Source organism: [Enterobacter] lignolyticus SCF1 (assembly GCF_000164865.1).
Lineage (GTDB): Bacteria > Pseudomonadota > Gammaproteobacteria > Enterobacterales > Enterobacteriaceae > Enterobacter_B > Enterobacter_B lignolyticus.
Window position 1 is genome coordinate 4,358,177 of record NC_014618.1, and the last position, 16,875, is coordinate 4,375,051.

At 55.4% G+C, this 16,875-nt stretch carries 15 protein-coding genes; 12 read left to right on the forward strand and 3 right to left on the reverse strand.

Features of this window, described 5'->3' with window-relative positions; all coding sequences use genetic code 11:
- The first annotated feature begins 31 nt into the window (after window positions 1-31).
- The 3 genes from ENTCL_RS20210 to cbpM all read left to right on the forward strand — a co-directional run bounded on the left by ENTCL_RS20210 (window position 32) and on the right by cbpM (window position 2,072).
- Window positions 32-718, forward strand: coding sequence for a GntR family transcriptional regulator (locus ENTCL_RS20210; RefSeq protein ID WP_013367995.1), 687 nt, complete (start codon window positions 32-34; stop codon window positions 716-718).
- Between the two features lie 125 nt (window positions 719-843).
- Window positions 844-1,773 (forward strand): curved DNA-binding protein, encoded by a 930-nt coding sequence (gene cbpA, locus ENTCL_RS20215; RefSeq protein WP_013367996.1) that lies wholly within the window; start codon window positions 844-846, stop codon window positions 1,771-1,773.
- Entirely contained in the window at window positions 1,773-2,072 is a 300-nt protein-coding gene (gene cbpM / locus ENTCL_RS20220) for a chaperone modulator CbpM (RefSeq protein WP_013367997.1), read from the forward strand. Before cbpA ends, cbpM begins: the two co-directional genes overlap by 1 nt.
- A 55-nt stretch (window positions 2,073-2,127) precedes the next feature.
- On the opposite strand, the gene ENTCL_RS20225 is transcribed toward cbpM, so the two are convergent.
- The gene (locus ENTCL_RS20225; RefSeq protein WP_013367998.1) at window positions 2,128-3,054 is read right to left on the reverse strand and encodes a nucleotidyl transferase AbiEii/AbiGii toxin family protein; all 927 of its coding nucleotides are present in this window, start codon (window positions 3,052-3,054) and stop codon (window positions 2,128-2,130) included.
- Window positions 3,041-3,823, reverse strand: a complete 783-nt coding sequence (locus ENTCL_RS20230; RefSeq protein ID WP_013367999.1) for a type IV toxin-antitoxin system AbiEi family antitoxin domain-containing protein — start codon at window positions 3,821-3,823, stop codon at window positions 3,041-3,043. Before ENTCL_RS20230 ends, ENTCL_RS20225 begins: the two co-directional genes overlap by 14 nt.
- Window positions 3,824-4,448: 625 nt before the next feature.
- Between ENTCL_RS20230 and ENTCL_RS20235 the strand changes: the two genes are divergently transcribed.
- The 5 genes from ENTCL_RS20235 (at window position 4,449) to ENTCL_RS20255 (ending at window position 12,081) form a co-directional block, all read left to right on the forward strand.
- A complete protein-coding gene (locus tag ENTCL_RS20235; RefSeq protein WP_044612191.1) occupies window positions 4,449-4,649 on the forward strand; it encodes a hypothetical protein in 201 nt (66 codons plus the stop codon).
- A gap of 228 nt (window positions 4,650-4,877) precedes the next feature.
- Window positions 4,878-7,145 carry an arginine decarboxylase gene (gene adiA / locus ENTCL_RS20240; protein WP_013368001.1) on the forward strand — a complete coding sequence of 756 codons (2,268 nt, stop codon included), beginning with the start codon at window positions 4,878-4,880 and terminating at the stop codon, window positions 7,143-7,145.
- 273 nt (window positions 7,146-7,418) lie between these two features.
- Window positions 7,419-8,183 carry an AraC family transcriptional regulator gene (locus ENTCL_RS20245; RefSeq protein ID WP_013368002.1) on the forward strand — a complete coding sequence of 255 codons (765 nt, stop codon included), beginning with the start codon at window positions 7,419-7,421 and terminating at the stop codon, window positions 8,181-8,183.
- A gap of 150 nt (window positions 8,184-8,333) precedes the next feature.
- Entirely contained in the window at window positions 8,334-8,864 is a 531-nt protein-coding gene (locus ENTCL_RS20250) for a helix-turn-helix transcriptional regulator (protein WP_013368003.1), read from the forward strand.
- A 91-nt stretch (window positions 8,865-8,955) separates the two neighbouring features.
- Window positions 8,956-12,081: an efflux RND transporter permease subunit gene (locus ENTCL_RS20255; protein ID WP_013368004.1), complete on the forward strand. Its 3,126-nt coding sequence runs from the start codon at window positions 8,956-8,958 to the stop codon at window positions 12,079-12,081.
- A 35-nt stretch (window positions 12,082-12,116) separates the two neighbouring features.
- Here the strand turns inward: ENTCL_RS20255 and ENTCL_RS20260 are convergent, their stop codons facing one another.
- The gene (locus ENTCL_RS20260) at window positions 12,117-12,692 is read right to left on the reverse strand and encodes an HdeD family acid-resistance protein (RefSeq protein WP_013368005.1); all 576 of its coding nucleotides are present in this window, start codon (window positions 12,690-12,692) and stop codon (window positions 12,117-12,119) included.
- A gap of 244 nt (window positions 12,693-12,936) precedes the next feature.
- On the opposite strand from ENTCL_RS20260, the gene hdeA reads away from it, so the two are divergent.
- From hdeA to ENTCL_RS20280, 4 genes are all read left to right on the forward strand, one after another.
- Window positions 12,937-13,251 carry an acid-activated periplasmic chaperone HdeA gene (gene hdeA, locus ENTCL_RS20265; RefSeq protein WP_013368006.1) on the forward strand — a complete coding sequence of 105 codons (315 nt, stop codon included), beginning with the start codon at window positions 12,937-12,939 and terminating at the stop codon, window positions 13,249-13,251.
- 331 nt (window positions 13,252-13,582) lie between these two features.
- Complete coding sequence (locus ENTCL_RS20270) at window positions 13,583-14,347, forward strand: AraC family transcriptional regulator (protein ID WP_013368007.1); 765 nt, start codon at window positions 13,583-13,585, stop codon at window positions 14,345-14,347.
- 116 nt (window positions 14,348-14,463) lie between these two features.
- On the forward strand, window positions 14,464-15,801 hold the full coding sequence (gene adiC, locus ENTCL_RS20275) for an arginine/agmatine antiporter (protein WP_013368008.1): 1,338 nt from the start codon (window positions 14,464-14,466) through the stop codon (window positions 15,799-15,801).
- A 76-nt stretch (window positions 15,802-15,877) separates the two neighbouring features.
- Window positions 15,878-16,834, forward strand: a complete 957-nt coding sequence (locus ENTCL_RS20280; protein WP_013368009.1) for a nickel/cobalt transporter — start codon at window positions 15,878-15,880, stop codon at window positions 16,832-16,834.
- The last annotated feature ends 41 nt before the right edge of the window (window positions 16,835-16,875 follow it).

A 16,875-nucleotide genomic window follows, 5' to 3' on the forward strand; every position in this document is an offset into this window, starting at 1 on the left:
GCGCGCTGACCGGCGCGCCTGAAATGGCGCCATGAAGTATCTCGACATTTATCATCTACTGAAAGAGCAGATCCTCAAAGGCGAGTACCCCGCAGGAACGCCTGTCGAGGGGGAGCATGCCCTCGCGGAACGCTATGGCGTGAGCCGCCCGACGATTCAGAAAGCGGTTGCCCGTCTGAAACGCGAGTCCTTCGTACACACGCGCCAGGGCTCGGGGATCTTCGTCAATCCGCCGGAGTTTTATCAGGACAACAACGTTATCACGCTCTCCGAGCGCATCCATCGCGACCAGACGCTGGACAGCGTGGTGCTGAGTTACGACATCCAACCCGCGGACGATGCGCTGGCATCGCTGTTCGCTCAGGATGCGGGGGCGCTGCTGATTCACTACCGACGAATGCGCATCATCAACCAGCAGCCGGCAATCATTGAAGAGACCTGGATGCCGCAGTCCCTGTTCCCGGATTTTTGCCAGGATACCTGCCGCCAATCGGTCCTGCAGTATATTGAGCAGACCTGCGGTTTCGCCATCAGCCATGACGTCAAAACCTGGTCCGGCACCATGCTTAACGCCGATGAGGCCTGGCTGTTGCGCCTGTCCGAAGGCGAAGTGCGCTTACGGATAAGTCACAAAGTTTACCTGCAAAGCGGCCAGCTGGCGCAGTACACGCTTGAGACGCTGGCTACCAACAGCGTCACCACGGTGTCAATGCGCTAACGGCTGCGCTGCATCAACAAAGCGGGTCATTATTCCACACCGCATCACGCGATTTGCCCTACACTTACCGGTGTTACCTTTTCAGGGAACCCGTTCAGTAGCTTTGATATACGCGAGATAATGCTATGGAATTAAAGGATTATTACGCCATCATGGGCGTGAAGCCGACGGACGACCTTAAAACCATCAAGACCGCCTATCGCCGTCTGGCGCGTAAATACCACCCTGACGTCAGTAAAGAACCCGATGCCGAAGCCCGCTTCAAAGAGGTGGCCGAAGCCTGGGAAGTGCTCAGCGACGAGCAGCGCCGCACGGAATATGACGCCCTCTGGCAGCACCGCAACGACCCGCAGTTCTGCCAGCACGCGCCGCATGGCCATGGCCAGCAGGGCCAGAACTACCGCCCGGAAGACTTCGACGATCTGTTCTCCTCTATTTTCGGCCAGCACGCCCAGCAGTCGCGGCAGCGGCACAGCGCCCGCGGCCACGACCTTGAAATCGACGTCGCCGTCTTTCTGGAAGAGACGCTGGAAGCGCACAGCCGCACCATCAGCTACAGCCTGCCGGTCTATAACGTTTTCGGTATGGTGGAGCAGGAGATCCCCAAAACCCTGAATGTTAAAATCCCCGCAGGCGTGGGCGACGGACAGCGCATTCGCCTGAAAGGCCAGGGCACGCCGGGCGAGAACGGCGGACCCAACGGCGATCTGTGGCTGGTTATCCGCATTGCGCCGCATCCGCTGTTCGACATCGTCGGGCACAACCTGGAGATCGTCGTACCGCTGGCCCCGTGGGAGGCCGCGCTCGGCGCGAAGGTCACGGTGCCGACGCTCAAAGAGAGCATTCTGCTGACTATTCCGCCGGGCAGCCAGGCCGGGCAGCGGCTGCGCATCAAGGGCAAAGGGCTGGTGAACAAGCAGCATACCGGCGATTTGTTCGCGGTGATCAAAATCGTCATGCCGCCTAAACCCGATGCGCAAAGCGCCACGCTGTGGCAGCAGCTGGCGGAGGCGCAATCCGCCTACGATCCGCGCCAGACATGGGGGAAAGCATAATGGCTCAGGTAACTGTCACCTTTACGGTGAGTGAATTTTGTCTGCATACCGGCGTGTCCGAAGAAGATCTGCAGGAAATCGTCGGGCTTGGCGTCATCGAGCCCGCCAGGATCCAGGCCGAGCAGTGGATCTTCGACGATCGCGCCGTCACCGTGGTGCACCGCGCGCTGCGCCTGCGCCGCGAGCTGGCGCTCGACTGGCCGGGCATCGCCGTCACCCTCACTCTGCTGGAGGAAAACGAGCGCCTGAAGCAGGAAAACCGGCTGCTGCTCCAGCGGCTGTCGCGCTTTACCGGCTGACGCAGTCCGGGTTCGGTATGGTACCGGGCCCGGAGTACTGCCCACGCCCCATGCTCTACGCGTTATCCAAAACGCGCTCCAGCTTGTCCACCGTCGCCGCGAATTTGGCCGGATTTTTATCCTTCAGTACAATCAGATTACGCAGTTTCCAGCGAATCGCCGGGAGATGCTGAATTGCAGGATAGCGATACAGCGACCAGTCAGGATTGTTTTGCTTAAAACTGAGTAAAAACTGGCGATCCCTGTCCGTAAGCTGAGATTTCAGCGCCTGCAGCAGCAACGAGGTGACTGACAGGAGCGACTCCAGCGATGTTTCTTGTTGCGTCATCCCGGAAAATTCCTGTGAGTACAGTGTGGAGATCTGCGCCATATCCCAGTTTGGTGCCAGCAACTCGGCAATGGGGCGAGGGTGACCTGCCAGGTAACAGAGAAAACCATCCACTATCTCACGCGTCAGGCCCGGTTTTTCCAGCATATTGAGAACATCAAACAGATCGCGAGGATGCTGACGGTCAAGCGCAGCGCAAATTTTACCGCCGTAAAGATCCGCCAGTGAAACGACATTCATCGTTGTAAAACCATATTCCGCTTCTACCCGTTCGCATACCGGCATTTCTGTTGGTGGTAACAATAATCCGCGCCAGACCGGACTGACTTCAATCTTGATCTGCGCATTCGTTGAGTGGACGACGATGCGCTTTTCATCGGCCTTATTCTCCTGCCGGATAGCCGTGATCCCCGGTCTGCGGTTGAGTGATTCTGTAATACGCATCAAAGCGCTGTTGATGCTCGCCAGATCGGTATCACGATCCACAAAAGTCTTATAGGCCAGATCGATATCCACCGACAGACGGGGAAAATCCTGTACAAACAAATTGATTGCCGTACCGCCTTTCAGCGCAAAGCAGGGTTCCTTCGCCGCATGCGGCAGAGCAATCATCAATAGCCTGACCTGTCGGGCATAACTATCACGTAGATCCATCGTCGGTTCCTTCCGGTTTAAACGCGCGGGGAACGGTAATTTGATAATCCGGCTCAAGCCAGCCGCCGGGAACGATTTGCCGCTTTCCTTTGCCTGTTTCTATACCGTTTTGATTAAGGTACTGAAAATAAGGATGCGCATTACGCTGGGCAAGATAAAGCATCACCCGATTGGTTTTAACCGAATGGCTGGCGCAGAGCAGCGCCTGCAGCTTACGTGGGCTGAGAAGGTTCATCCCCTGATACAGCACATCGGCATGTTCGAATGAGATCAACGAAGGGACGCCGCAGGCGATCTCATAGGCGGCAAGTTCTGATACGCTCCCGGTCAACCGCCTGTCACCCATTTTCAGTTCCAGAGTAAACGGCGTTATATCAACGGTTAAACTCGACGTATACAGTGCGACAAACGTCGCGGATTGTTCAAAGACCGCGAACCACCCCGGCAGTTTGACGTAGGCCGGAAGCGCAAGCCAGACCTGCGGCCTGCCCGGTTCAATGTAGTGCGCGTACCCCTGTAGCCTAAGACTGGTCAGCCCCGCCACCCGTATCTGCTTTCCCCACTGTGTTTGCAGACAATACACCGCATCCACCCAGTCCGGCTCGCGTCCTGTCCGGCAGTAAACGCCATGAGCGAGTCGTCTGAGCCAGCCATTCTGGACATAGAGATAAGAGAGCTTACGGTCTATGCCGTTACGGGTAAGCCATGACTGGAGCAACACCTGGCCGGGAAGGGTGTTCTGCATAAGCCAGTTTATATAACTTGTCAAATGTCGCCTCTATATTGACATTTATTGAAATTTTTAAACTAGTGTAGGTCCTGGGATATCTCGTGGCAATGAATAGTTTATTAATTGAATAGTTGGTCGATTTTTAATCGACATCAAATATAAACTTAAGCGATTTTGGGAAAAGCGCGACAAATATACCCGGTCGGCGTACAGAGACAGATAACATGCCGGAGTATCCGTTAATCATCAGCGTGATTTTGCGAGGCGCATTCCAGATCCGCACTGTGCCGCGCCCGCCCGGCAAAACCGCTTGCCGCCCACGACCGATAGCGATATCGTTCCCTCGCGCCTGCAAAATCAGGCGTCGGGATTGGCATCCTGAATACTGTTACAGGCGACACATGACGCGCCCTGCGTCTTTTTTTGTGTCGTGCGTTCGGTTACACCTCAATGGTGGGATCGGGCGGGGGCGTCGTAAGACGCGCCGGTTTCCTGTAACGCCGGTAATGCCAACTCCGCCCGGTTCCACCACCCGTGAAATTGGCATTTCCGGTGGTGAAAATATAACCCGTTACAGGAGACTACCTATGGCTACAATCCTCATCCAGACGTTTCCCTCTCCTCCAGCCCTGCATCGCGGTACTACCGTGAAGGCGGCGCAATGATGAACCTGACACCTGCAGACCCCGATGCCCGCGAACGGGTTGATCGCGCCAGAGTGCTGACGAATGTCATGCTGGAAAACCCGGATGCAGGACCTAATTACGTCCTGCTGATGATCCTCGCCGAACAGCTCCAGCACCTGCACGATATTTTTGAAGCCGCTGAACGTCATCGTATCCAGGACGCCAGACTACCGTTGTAGCGTATGGCAATAATAAGGGATGTCGAGGAATCATCGGGCGGCACCCGATTAAGGATCCGACGTCCCCATAATGCCAAAACCCGCCCTTCCGGCGGGTTTTTTCCTGCCAAATATCAGGATCAGCCATAAAAATAATCCCCCTGTCGATAACCCCCTGAGCGCCATTTACTCCCCCCGCCGTGCGGCGTATTACTTACCGCGTCCCACCACTACATAGGGGTTAAACACATGAAAATACTCATTGTTGAAAGCGAATTTCTGCACCAGGACACCTGGGTCGGCGCGGCGGTCGCGCGTCTGGCAGAGGCGCTACGCCGCCAGGACGTTGACGTGATGCAATCCACCTCGCTCGACGACGGTTACGCCATCATTGCCGCTAACGAAGCCATTGATTGCCTGATGTTCAGCTATCAGATGGAAGAAAAGGATGAGCACCAGCGCGTGCGCCAACTGCTCGATAAGCTTCACGAACGTCAGCAAAACGTGCCGGTGTTCCTGCTCGGAGAACGCGAGAAGGCCACCGCGCTGATTGACCAGCAGCTGATGGAGCTTATCGATGAGTTCGCATGGATTCTGGAAGACTCCGCGGATTTCATCGCCGGACGCGCAGTGGCAGCGATGAACCGCTACCGCCAACAAATGCTGCCGCCGCTGTTCTCCGCGCTGGTGAAATATAACGGCATCCATGAATACTCCTGGGCCGCGCCGGGCCACCAGGGCGGTGTGGGCTTTACCAAAACGCCGGCAGGCCGCTTATATCACGACTATTACGGCGAAAACCTGTTCCGCACCGACATGGGGATTGAACGCACCTCGCTCGGCTCTCTGCTTGACCACACCGGCGCGTTTGGCGAAAGCGAAAAAAATGCGGCAAGGGTGTTTGGCGCAGACCGCTCCTGGTCCGTCGTCGTAGGCACCTCCGGCTCCAACCGCACCATCATGCAGGCCTGCATGACCGACGATGATGTGGTCGTGATTGACCGTAACTGCCACAAATCCATCGAACAGGGGCTGATCCTGACCGGAGCGAAGCCGGTCTATATGGTGCCAAGCCGTAACCGTTACGGCATTATCGGGCCTATCTACCCGCAGGAGATGCAGCCGGAAGCGTTGCAGGAAAAAATCCGCACCAGTCCGCTGACCAGCGAATATGCCGCGCACAAACCGTCCTACAGCGTCGTCACCAACTGCACCTACGATGGCGTGTGCTATAACGCCAAAAATGCGCAGGCGCTGCTGGAACAGACCAGCGATCGTATTCACTTTGACGAAGCCTGGTACGGCTATGCGCGCTTCAACCCGGTCTATGCCGACCACTATGCTATGCGCGGCGCCCCAGGCGATCATAACGGTCCAACCGTCTTCGCCACCCACTCCACGCATAAGCTGCTGAATGCGCTTTCTCAGGCCTCCTATATTCATGTTCGCGAAGGACGCGGCGCGGTGAACTTCTCCCGCTTCAACCAAGCCTACATGATGCATGCCACCACTTCGCCGCTGTACGCCATTTGCGCGTCAAACGACGTTGCGGTCTCCATGATGGACGGCAACAGCGGCCTGTCGCTGACGCAAGAGGTCATCGACGAAGCCATTGATTTCCGCCAGGCCATGGCGCGCCTGTACCGCGATTTTAGCGACAGCAACGACTGGTTCTTCAAACCGTGGAACAAAGAGACGGTGACCTGCCCGCAAACCGGTCAAGAGATAGCCTTTGAAGATGCGCCTGCCGAACTGCTGGCTCACGATCAGAACTGCTGGATTATGCGCCCGGGTGAAACCTGGCACGGCTTTAAGGATCTGCCGGATAACTGGAGCATGCTCGACCCGATCAAAGTCAGTATTCTGGCGCCCGGCATGGGCGACGACGGCAGCCTGCTGGACAGCGGCGTCCCCGCCGCGCTGGTTACCGCCTGGCTTGGCCGTCACGGCATCGTGCCGACCCGTACCACCGATTTCCAGATAATGTTCCTCTTCTCCATGGGTATCACCCGCGGTAAATGGGGTACGCTTATCAACACGCTGTGTTCCTTTAAGCGCCATTACGATAGCAACGCGCCGCTGTCGCAGGTCATGCCTGAACTGGCCAACCAGCACCCGGAGACCTATGCCGGAATGGGCGTTCGCGATTTGGGCGACAAAATGTTCGCCTGGTTGAAAGCCAACAATCCGGGCGCCAGCCTGAATGCCGCCTACGCCTCCCTGCCGGAAGCGATGATGACCCCGCGCGACGCGTATCAGGCCATCGTGTCCGATAACGTCGAAATGGTCGCCATTGAAGGATTGCAGAACCGCATTGCCGCCAACTCCGTCATCCCGTATCCGCCGGGAATCCCGATGCTGCTGTCCGGAGAAAACTTCGGTAACAGCACCAGCCCGCAGATTGCCTACCTGCGCGCCCTGCAGTCCTGGGATCATGAGTTTCCTGGTTTCGAGCACGAAACCGAAGGCACCGAAATTATCGACGGCATTTATCACGTCATGTGTATAAAAGCCTGAGGTAATCGAGGGCTTTTAGCAACCGACAGTATGTCTAAAAGCCTGGAGTAGTAGAACCAGTAGAACAGTTGAATATAATCCTGAGTATTCTTTTTGCGCGGGTACCCGTCCCGCGCTTTTTTATTTTTTCCGCAACACTCCCTCAGAATTTAAATACAGGGTTCTTTACATAAGAATACCCTGCGCAGCATTGAAATTATTAGCAGGCAGTGTATTTTATCATCTGCACTGTTTTGTCATACAATTTATTATTTATATTCCTGGAGTGTAGGAATGAGACTCAGAAGTCATGCACCGTGTGTGGTGGTATTAACCGATACGGACGTACAGGTTAGCATTAACGATCGCCCATCTTTCATACTACCGGCAAACCACCTGGCTATTTTCTCCTGTAACCATAACAACATCGATCTCTCACATGTCGATAATGCATTAATAGCGCATATCAGCCGTTCGGTGCTGAATGACTATCTCAATTTCCTGGACAAAGATCTTACAAAAATAACGCCATGGCCACGCCTCGCCGAACCAATGTACCAACGCCCATGCAGAACCCCTGCGATTTTTCGACAGGCGGCCCTGCACAGTATCACGCAATCTCATGAAGGCTGTGAAATTGCCCGCACCCGTTCACTCTTGTTTACCGTCCTGTCCATATTTCTGGAACAACCGGGATTTATTTCCTTCCTGATGCACATGCTGCGCAGTAGCGTAAAAGAGAGCGTCAGTCGGCTTATTCAAAGCGATATTCATAAAGACTGGAATTTGAGCCTGGTCGCCAGCACGTTATGCCTGAGCCAAAGCCTGCTGAAGAAAAAACTCAAGAGTGAAAACACCAGCTATAGCCAGATAATCACGGATTGCCGGATGCGCTATGCGGCACAGCAGCTCCTGACCGCCGACAAGAACATCGCTCAGTTGTCACAGTCCTGCGGCTACCGCAGCACATCCTATTTCATCTCGCTATTCAAGACGGTCTATGGCATCACGCCGCTGCACTATGCCACCCGTTATCGTCAGCGCTATCTGATCGCCTGATATTATTATGGCATCAGCCATAATAATATCGATAACAGACATACCCCCTCGACGCCAGTATTAAGTTGATGACGTCATCCGGTATTATTGCTCCTGAATCACATTCAGGAGCAACATCACCATGATCACTATCAGAACAGGAACCTGTTTATGATTTTTATGGTCACTAAAGATGCATTCCTTTTTCAGGGAGTGACGCACTTGCTGAAAAATGAACGCGTGATAAAGCTAGAAAAAATATCCGATCTCAACCATCACGCAGCGGACTCATCAAGCAAAGTAATTATCGATGTCTATCATAACAACGTGATCGATGATGCTACAGTGAGTATGCTGCAGACACTGGAGGTTGGCGGTATCATTATGCTGGCGCCATTCCACATTAGTAAAATAAAGAGTCGTTCGGCACTGTTTTTCGTCAACAGAAAAATGCAGATAGCAAACTGGATATCATTATTGACAGACAGTCGGGCTTCCTATCGCAAGCCCAAAATGGGTTTTTCGCATAACCAATTTAAAATTGTCAGCCATATCTTAAACCAGGAAGATCCAGACGACATCACCTCTGCTCTTAATATTTCAGAGCAAACCTTACGCAGTCAAAAGTTTAATATCATGTTCAAGTTAAAACTCCGCAGAATGAGCGATATCGTCACGCTTAATATCTCGCCGTACTTTTAGAAAACGTCTCCCTTTCATGACTTACCCGCCCCGCAATGCCCGGCGGGTTCTCCGCTTTTTTTCGTAACCGTCTGTCACCGGAGCCGCCTTCATGGCCAACTTTTTTATCGACCGCCCTGTTTTTGCCTGGGTTCTTGCCATTATTCTGATGCTCGCTGGCGCCATGGCCATCTCCATCCTGCCCATCGCCCAGTATCCCCAGATTGCCCCGCCCGCCATCACCATCAGCGCTGCGTATCCCGGCGCTGATGCCGCCACTGTGCAGGGCGCCGTCACTCAGGTCATCGAGCAGAACATGAACGGCCTCGACGGCCTCATGTACATGTCATCCACCAGCGATGCCGCTGGCAACGCCACTATCACCCTGACCTTCTCCTCCGGTACCGACCCCGATATCGCCCAGGTTCAGGTACAGAACAAGCTCCAGCTTGCTGTTCCCTCCCTCCCCCTTGAGGTTCAGCAACAGGGCATCAGTGTCACCAAATCTGGCAGCAGCATTCTCCTTGTCGCCGCCTTCATCTCTGACGATGGCAGCCTCAGCCAGTACGATATCGCCGACTATGTCGCCTCGAACCTGAAGGACCCCCTCAGTCGCCTGCCCGGCGTCGGCAGCGTCCAGCTCTTCGGCTCCCCTTACGCCATGCGCGTCTGGCTCGACCCGGCAAAGCTTAACCAGTACCACCTGCAGCCCCAGGACGTCATCGCCCAAATTCAGGCCCAGAACAACCAGGTCTCCGGCGGCCAACTCGGCGGCGCGCCTCAGCCCGACAGCCAGCAACTTAACGCCTCCATCATCGTCCAGACCCGCCTGCAGAGCGCTGACGAGTTTGGGAAAATCCTGATGAAGGTGCAGCAGGACGGCTCCCATGTGCTGCTGCGCGACGTCGCCCGCATTACGCTTGGCGCCGAAAGCTACGGCACCGTCGCCCGCTACAACGGCAAGCCCGCCGCCGGGATTGCGATTAAGCTCGCCACCGGCGCTAACGCCCTCGACACCGCAAAGGCGGTCCGCAGCGAGCTGACCCGCCTCTCCCCCTGGTTCCCCGACAGCATGCAGGTGGTCTACCCCTATGACACCACGCCCTTCGTGAAGATTTCCATTGCGGAGGTGGTCAAAACGCTGGTGGAAGCCATCGTGCTGGTGTTCCTCGTGATGTACCTGTTTTTGCAAAATCTCCGCGCCACCCTTATCCCTACGCTCGCGGTACCGGTGGTCATTCTCGGCACCTTCGCCGTGCTGGCGGTTACCGGCTTCACAATTAACACCCTGACCATGTTCGGCATGGTGCTGGCTATCGGCCTGCTGGTCGATGACGCTATCGTGGTGGTGGAGAACGTGGAGCGCGTCATTCAGGAGGAGCATCTCTCGCCGCGGGAGGCCACCCATAAATCGATGACGCAAATCCAGGGCGCGCTGGTGGGGGTTGCCGTGGTGCTCGCCGCCGTGTTCATTCCGATGGCGATGCTCGGCGGTTCCACCGGGGAAATCTACCGTCAGTTTTCGGTCACCATTGTCGCCGCCATGGCGCTGTCGGTGCTGACTGCGATGTCGTTCACCCCGGCGCTGTGCGCCACTTTGCTGAAAGCCGCCCCGGCGGGCGGCCATGCCCCGCATCCCCTCTTCGCGCGCTTTAACCGCCTCTTTGACCGTGCGACCGCCCACTACACCGACAGCACCCGCCGCATCCTGCTGCGCACGGGCCGCTACATGGCGGTATACCTGGGCATTGTCATCGCCATGGGGGTGCTGTTCCTGCGCCTGCCGACCTCCTTCCTGCCGGAAGAGGACCAGGGCGTGCTGCTGACCATGGCCCAGCTGCCGCCGGGAGCGACCCTTGCCGAAACCGGCCGCGTCCTCGGCGAGGTCAGCGACTACTATCTGACGCAGGAGAAACGCAACGTGCAGTCGGTCTTCACCGTCGGCGGCTTCGGCTTCAGCGGTCAGGGGCAGAACAACGGCCTGGCCTTCGTCAGCCTGAAGCCATGGTCGCAGCGCACCGCAGCGGCCGACAGCGCCGAGGCGATTATTCACCGGGCGGCGCAGACCCTGGGGGCCATCAATCAGGCTATCGTCTACCCCTTTAATCTACCGGCGGTGCCGGAGCTCGGTACCGCCGCCGGGTTTGATATGGAGCTGGTTGACCGGGCGAACCTCGGCCATGCCGCGCTGACGCAGGCGCGCGACCAGCTGCTCGCCATGGCGGCGCAGTCGCCGGAGACCCTGCGCGGCGTGCGGCCAAACGGCCTGGAGGACACCCCGCTGTTCCGGGTGCGGGTGGACGCCCAGAAGGCGCAGGCGATGGGCGTGCCGCTGGAAGACGTCACTCAGGCGCTGTCCGTGGCCTTTGGCAGCCGCTACGTCAATGACTTTATGGATAACGGCCGGGTGAAGAAGGTGTTCGTGCAGGCCGATATGCCGTTTCGCATGCAGCCGGGCAATATCGACAGCTGGTACGTGCGCAACGCCAGCGGCGACATGGTGCCCGTCAGCGCGGTGACCACCACCGGCTGGACCCGGGGCTCGCCGCGTCTTGAACGCTACAACGGCGAACCGGCGATGGAAATCCTCGGCGAAGCGGCGCCAGGGAAAAGCACCGGGGAGGCGATGGCGCAGATGGCGGCGCTGGTGGCGAAGCTGCCCGCCGGCGTGGGCTATGACTGGACGGGGATGTCCTACCAGGAGCGGCTGTCGTCAGGCCAGGCGCCGCTGCTGTACCTTATCTCCGTGGTGGTGGTGTTCCTTTGCCTGGCGGCGCTGTATGAAAGCTGGTCTATCCCGTTCTCGGTGATGCTGGTGGTGCCGCTCGGGGTGACAGGGGCGCTGCTGGCGACCAGCCTGCGAGGGCTCAGCAACGACGTGTACTTCCAGGTGGGGCTACTGACCACCATCGGGCTGTCGGCAAAGAACGCGATACTGATTGTGGAATTTGCCGTCGACCTGATGAAGCGCGAAAAGAAAAGCCTGACCGAAGCCGCGCTGGAAGCGGCACAGATGCGCCTGCGCCCTATTCTGATGACGTCGCTGGCGTTTATACTCGGGGTGATGCCGCTGGTGCTGAGCCATGGAGCCGGGTCAGGCGCGCAGAACGCGGTGGGTACCGGGGTGATGGGCGGGATGATCGCCGCCACGGTGCTGGCCATCTACTTTGTCCCCGCGTTTATCGTGGTGGTGTTCCGCCTTTTCGCCCGCTTCACTCCGGCACGGCGGGAGCAGTAATCCTTTCGGCCTGCCCCCGTGGGCAGGCCTTTTTATTACCCGCGAGACTGGCTGAACAGGCGCGCAAGGCCAAAGCAGCTGAACGCGCTGATGATAAGCTCAATACCCACCACCATCGACACCATCACAATCGACGCCTGCGGAGCCGCGCTGATGAAGCACCAGGCGATGAACAGATCGAGCACGCCAATCACCACCTGCAGCCAGCTGCCTTTGACCTGACGCTGTCTGAACCACGCCATGATGCGGATGATACCGCCGAGGGAAAACAGGCAGGCCAGCAGCGTCGCTATCGCAAACATCCCAAGCTCCGGGGCGGTAATAAAAAAGTAGCCCATCACCATATACGCGATGCTTACCAGAATACCGGAGACCACTGGCCAAAAGTTGTGTACCCGGTTTTTGAACATCACCGCAATAAAGGCAATACTGCTGCAGATCAGCACTACGCCCAAAATAACGCTCAATATATCGCCGGAGAAAAAGGGGAAGATAATGAACAGAATACCGCCAATAAACATCAGACAAGCAATAAATATGAGCAGTTTTTTTTGTTTTTTCAAAATACTTACATCCAGTTTAGAAACAATATCTTGACTGATATTTAACATTTTACATCTCCATAATTATGTATAAAAAGCCACGTCATAAATTTACGACAAATACGGGTAAAGCGTTAAGCCATGTTTAATAATAGTTTCTGATATCTCATTCTTATAAAATAAATAAGATAATGATTTTAAAGGATTTATCAATTAACGATGAAGTTATACAAATGCAGCCATCGCCTGTACCTGTGCGCCCGCAGTGATATAATAAAGCGGTATCGTTAAATGTATAACTGAGGACAGTTAAATGAAGAAAGTATCAGGCATTATTCTTGGTAGCTTGCTGCTGATCCCGGCGCTGAGCCAGGCAGCTGAACATCAAAAACCGGTTAACAACTGGACCTGTGAAGACTTTCTTGCGCTGGATTCTTCATTCCAGCCAACGGCTGTTGGCTTCGCTGAAGCATTAAATAATAAAGATAAACCTGAAGACGCCGTGATGGATGTGAAAGGCATTGAAACAGTCACCCCGGCGATTGTCCAGGCCTGTACTGAAAACAAAAAAGCCAGCTTTAAAAGCAAAGTAGAAAGTGAGTGGGAAAAGTTTAAAAAGCATATTTAGTTAACGACTTTTCCATAAAATCATTCTACCCTTTGCAGGTATCCCAACAGGGGCAATTTTTGTATCTTACAAATTCATTGCTCCTGTTGTTTATATTTAACGCAAAATAAACCCATCGGTTTTTCATCTTGTCAAGCCTCATAAATTCCAGCCCCCTGACTTTACACAACTGTAACGTATTGTTTACACAAACAAATTCACGCATTTCATTGAAATAATTATCTGGCAGTGTATTTTATGCCTGCTTTACATTCATCATACAATTAGCGTTGTAATTTCTGGCATCATTTTTCCTTGTAACATTTTTCATTCATATTCCTGGAGTGCGAGTATGAGGCTTTGTAGCAGTACCCCTTGCGTGGTAGTTTTAACTGAAACCGACGTTGAGGTGAAAATCAACGATCATCACCCTTTTACATTACCGGAAAATCATCTGGCTATTCTTGCCTGCAATAATAATATTATTGAATTTTCTAAATTAAATAATGCGTTAGTTGCGCATGTCAGCCGGCCTGTTTTGAATGATTATTTGCAATTTCTGAATAAAGATCTGACGCAGGTAACCCCGTGGTCGCGGCTGGCGGCGCCGGTTATCTCCTGCTATAGCCGGACGCCGGAAGTGTTCCGCCAGGCGGCGCTGCACAGCATCCTTGAGACCACAGAAAGATGTGAAATTGAGCGAACCCGCTCTTTGCTGTTTACCGTGTTGTCTAACTTTCTTGATCACACCGGGTTTATTGCGCTGCTGATGCACATGCTGCGCAGCAGCGTGAAAGACAGCGTCTACCAGATTATCCAGAGCGATATTCATAAGGAGTGGAGCTTAAGCCTGGTCGCCAGCGCGCTGTGCCTCAGCCCAAGCTTGTTGAAAAAAAAGCTGAAGAATGAAAATACCAGCTACAGTCAGATAATTACTGATTGTCGAATGCGCTACGCCGCTCAGCAATTATTAATGGCGGATAAGAATATATCCCAGGTTTCACAACTCTGTGGTTATCGTAGCACCTCGTATTTTATTTCGGTATTTAAAACATTTTATGGCACCACACCATTGCATTATGTCGCACAACATCGGCAACAATACCTGACTGTCTGATATCGTTATGACATTAGCCATAATTGTATCGGCAACAGACATACCCCCCTGGGCTATCTAAAAACAGGCGCGCTGCGCGGTATTATTCATCCCGAATAACATTCAGGAGAAATACTATGTCGACCGACGCTGATGCGCACAAAGTGGGCCTGATTCCCGTCACTCTGATGGTGTCCGGGAATATTATGGGCTCAGGGGTTTTTCTATTGCCAGCTAACCTGGCAGCAACCGGCGGGATTGCAATCTACGGATGGCTCGTCACCATTATCGGCGCGCTGGCGCTGTCGATGGTGTATGCCAAAATGTCGTCCTTAGATCCCAGTCCCGGCGGCTCATACGCTTACGCCCGCCGCTGTTTTGGCCCTTTTTTAGGCTACCAGACCAACGTCCTTTACTGGCTCGCCTGCTGGGTGGGGAACATCGCCATGGTAGTGATTGGGGTTGGCTATCTGAGCTACTTCTTCCCCATCCTCAAAGACCCGATGGTACTGACCATTACCTGCGTAGCGGTACTGTGGATCTTCGTTTTGCTGAACATCGTCGGACCGAAGATGATCACCCGCGTACAGGCCGTCGCCACCGTGCTGGCGCTGGTGCCTATTGTCGGGATTGCCGTGTTTGGTTGGTTCTGGTTTCACGGTGAAACCTATATGTCTGCGTGGAACGTCAGCGGTCTCAATACGTTTGGCGCTATCCAAAGTACGCTGAACGTGACGCTATGGTCCTTTATCGGCGTTGAGAGCGCCTCGGTCGCCGCCGGCGTGGTGAAAAATCCAAAACGTAACGTGCCCATCGCCACCATTGGCGGGGTGCTGATCGCCGCCGTCTGCTACGTGCTGTCGACAACCGCGATCATGGGTATGATCCCCAACGCCGCCCTGCGCGTCTCTGCCTCCCCCTTTGGCGATGCGGCGCGCATGGCGTTGGGGAACACCGCCGGGGCGATTGTATCGTTCTGCGCGGCGGCAGGTTGCCTGGGTTCACTCGGCGGCTGGACGCTGCTTGCGGGTCAGACTGCGAAAGCAGCGGCTGACGACGGTCTGTTCCCACCGATTTTCGCCCGTGTGAACAAAGCCGGTACGCCGGTCGCCGGGTTGCTTATCGTCGGTGTGCTGATGACTATCTTCCAGTTCAGCAGCATCTCTCCGAACGCGGCGAAAGAGTTTGGCCTGGTCTCGTCGGTCTCCGTTATCTTTACCCTGGTGCCTTATCTCTATACCTGCGCAGCGCTGCTGCTGCTCGGCCACGGCCACTTTGGTAAAGCCCGCCCGATGTACCTGCTGCTGACCTTTATCGCCTTCATTTACTGTATCTGGGCCGTCGTGGGGTCCGGCGCGAAAGAGGTGATGTGGTCATTCGTCACCCTGATGATCATCACCGCGTTCTACGCCCTCAACTACAACCGTATTCATAAAAACCCGTACCCGCTGGATGCTCCGGTAGATAAGGCATAATGTCGTTTTTTCGTACGACAGCGGCCAGCAGGGAACGTATACTTGGACTATACGCTCCCTGACTGGCCGAAAGCCCATGACAACGTCCGCCCTCATCCGCGACTGGCGCCTTAGCGCCGGGCTTGCGCTCAGCGCCACGCTGCTGGTCGTCGCGTTCCAGTTACACAGCCACTGGCCTGCCTTTCTGCAGTGGAGCCTGAGTACCCAGATTACCCTGCACCGCTATCTGGTGATGTACCTGCTGCAGCTGAATAATCACCAGTACATGGGCGGCGTCTGGCTGCTGGTGGGGGCGTTTACCTATGGCGTGCTGCATGCCGTCGGCCCCGGCCACGGCAAATTCATCGTCACCACCTGGCTTAGCACCGGCCAGGAAAGCCAGCTCGCGTCGCGGGTTGTCCCCTTTCTCGGGAGCCTGATGCAGGGCGTCAGCGCCATCCTGTTCGTCTTTATCCTGGCCGTCGGTTTCAACCTCGCCTCCGGCGATCTCAGCGAGAGCCGCTGGTACGTAGAGAAAATCAGCGCGGTGCTGATAGGCGGTTTCGGCGTTTGGGTCATCTATCAGGCCGCCAGGGGGCTGCTGGCGTCAAAAATACGTATTCGTCGCGCCGTGCCGCTGCATCAGCATACGCCTGAATGCGGCTGCGGCCATCACGGCGTCGGGGTCGATGTCGCCCATGCCGACTGGAAAACCCGGGCAGGCGTGGTGCTGGCCATCGGCGCGCGCCCGTGCAGCGGCGCTATCATGATTTTACTGTTCGCTAATGCGCTGGGGATAGTCAGCTGGGGGATTGCGGCGGTGATGACTATGGCGCTGGGCACCGCGCTGTCGATACTGGGACTGTCGCTGGCGGTGCGCTACGCGCGGGCCCGCACGGTGGCGCTCTTTGGCGAAGGTACGCAGAACGTGCGCTGGCTGATTCCGGCGATCAAAATAACCGGCGGCGTGCTGATCGTTCTGTTTGCCATGGTGCTGTTTTTAACCGTCATTCCCGTCAGCGCCAACGGCGACTTTATCGCGGCGGGCTGCTAAGCCCTCCGTCACACGGACGCTGATCAAATAAGCTTTGTCTC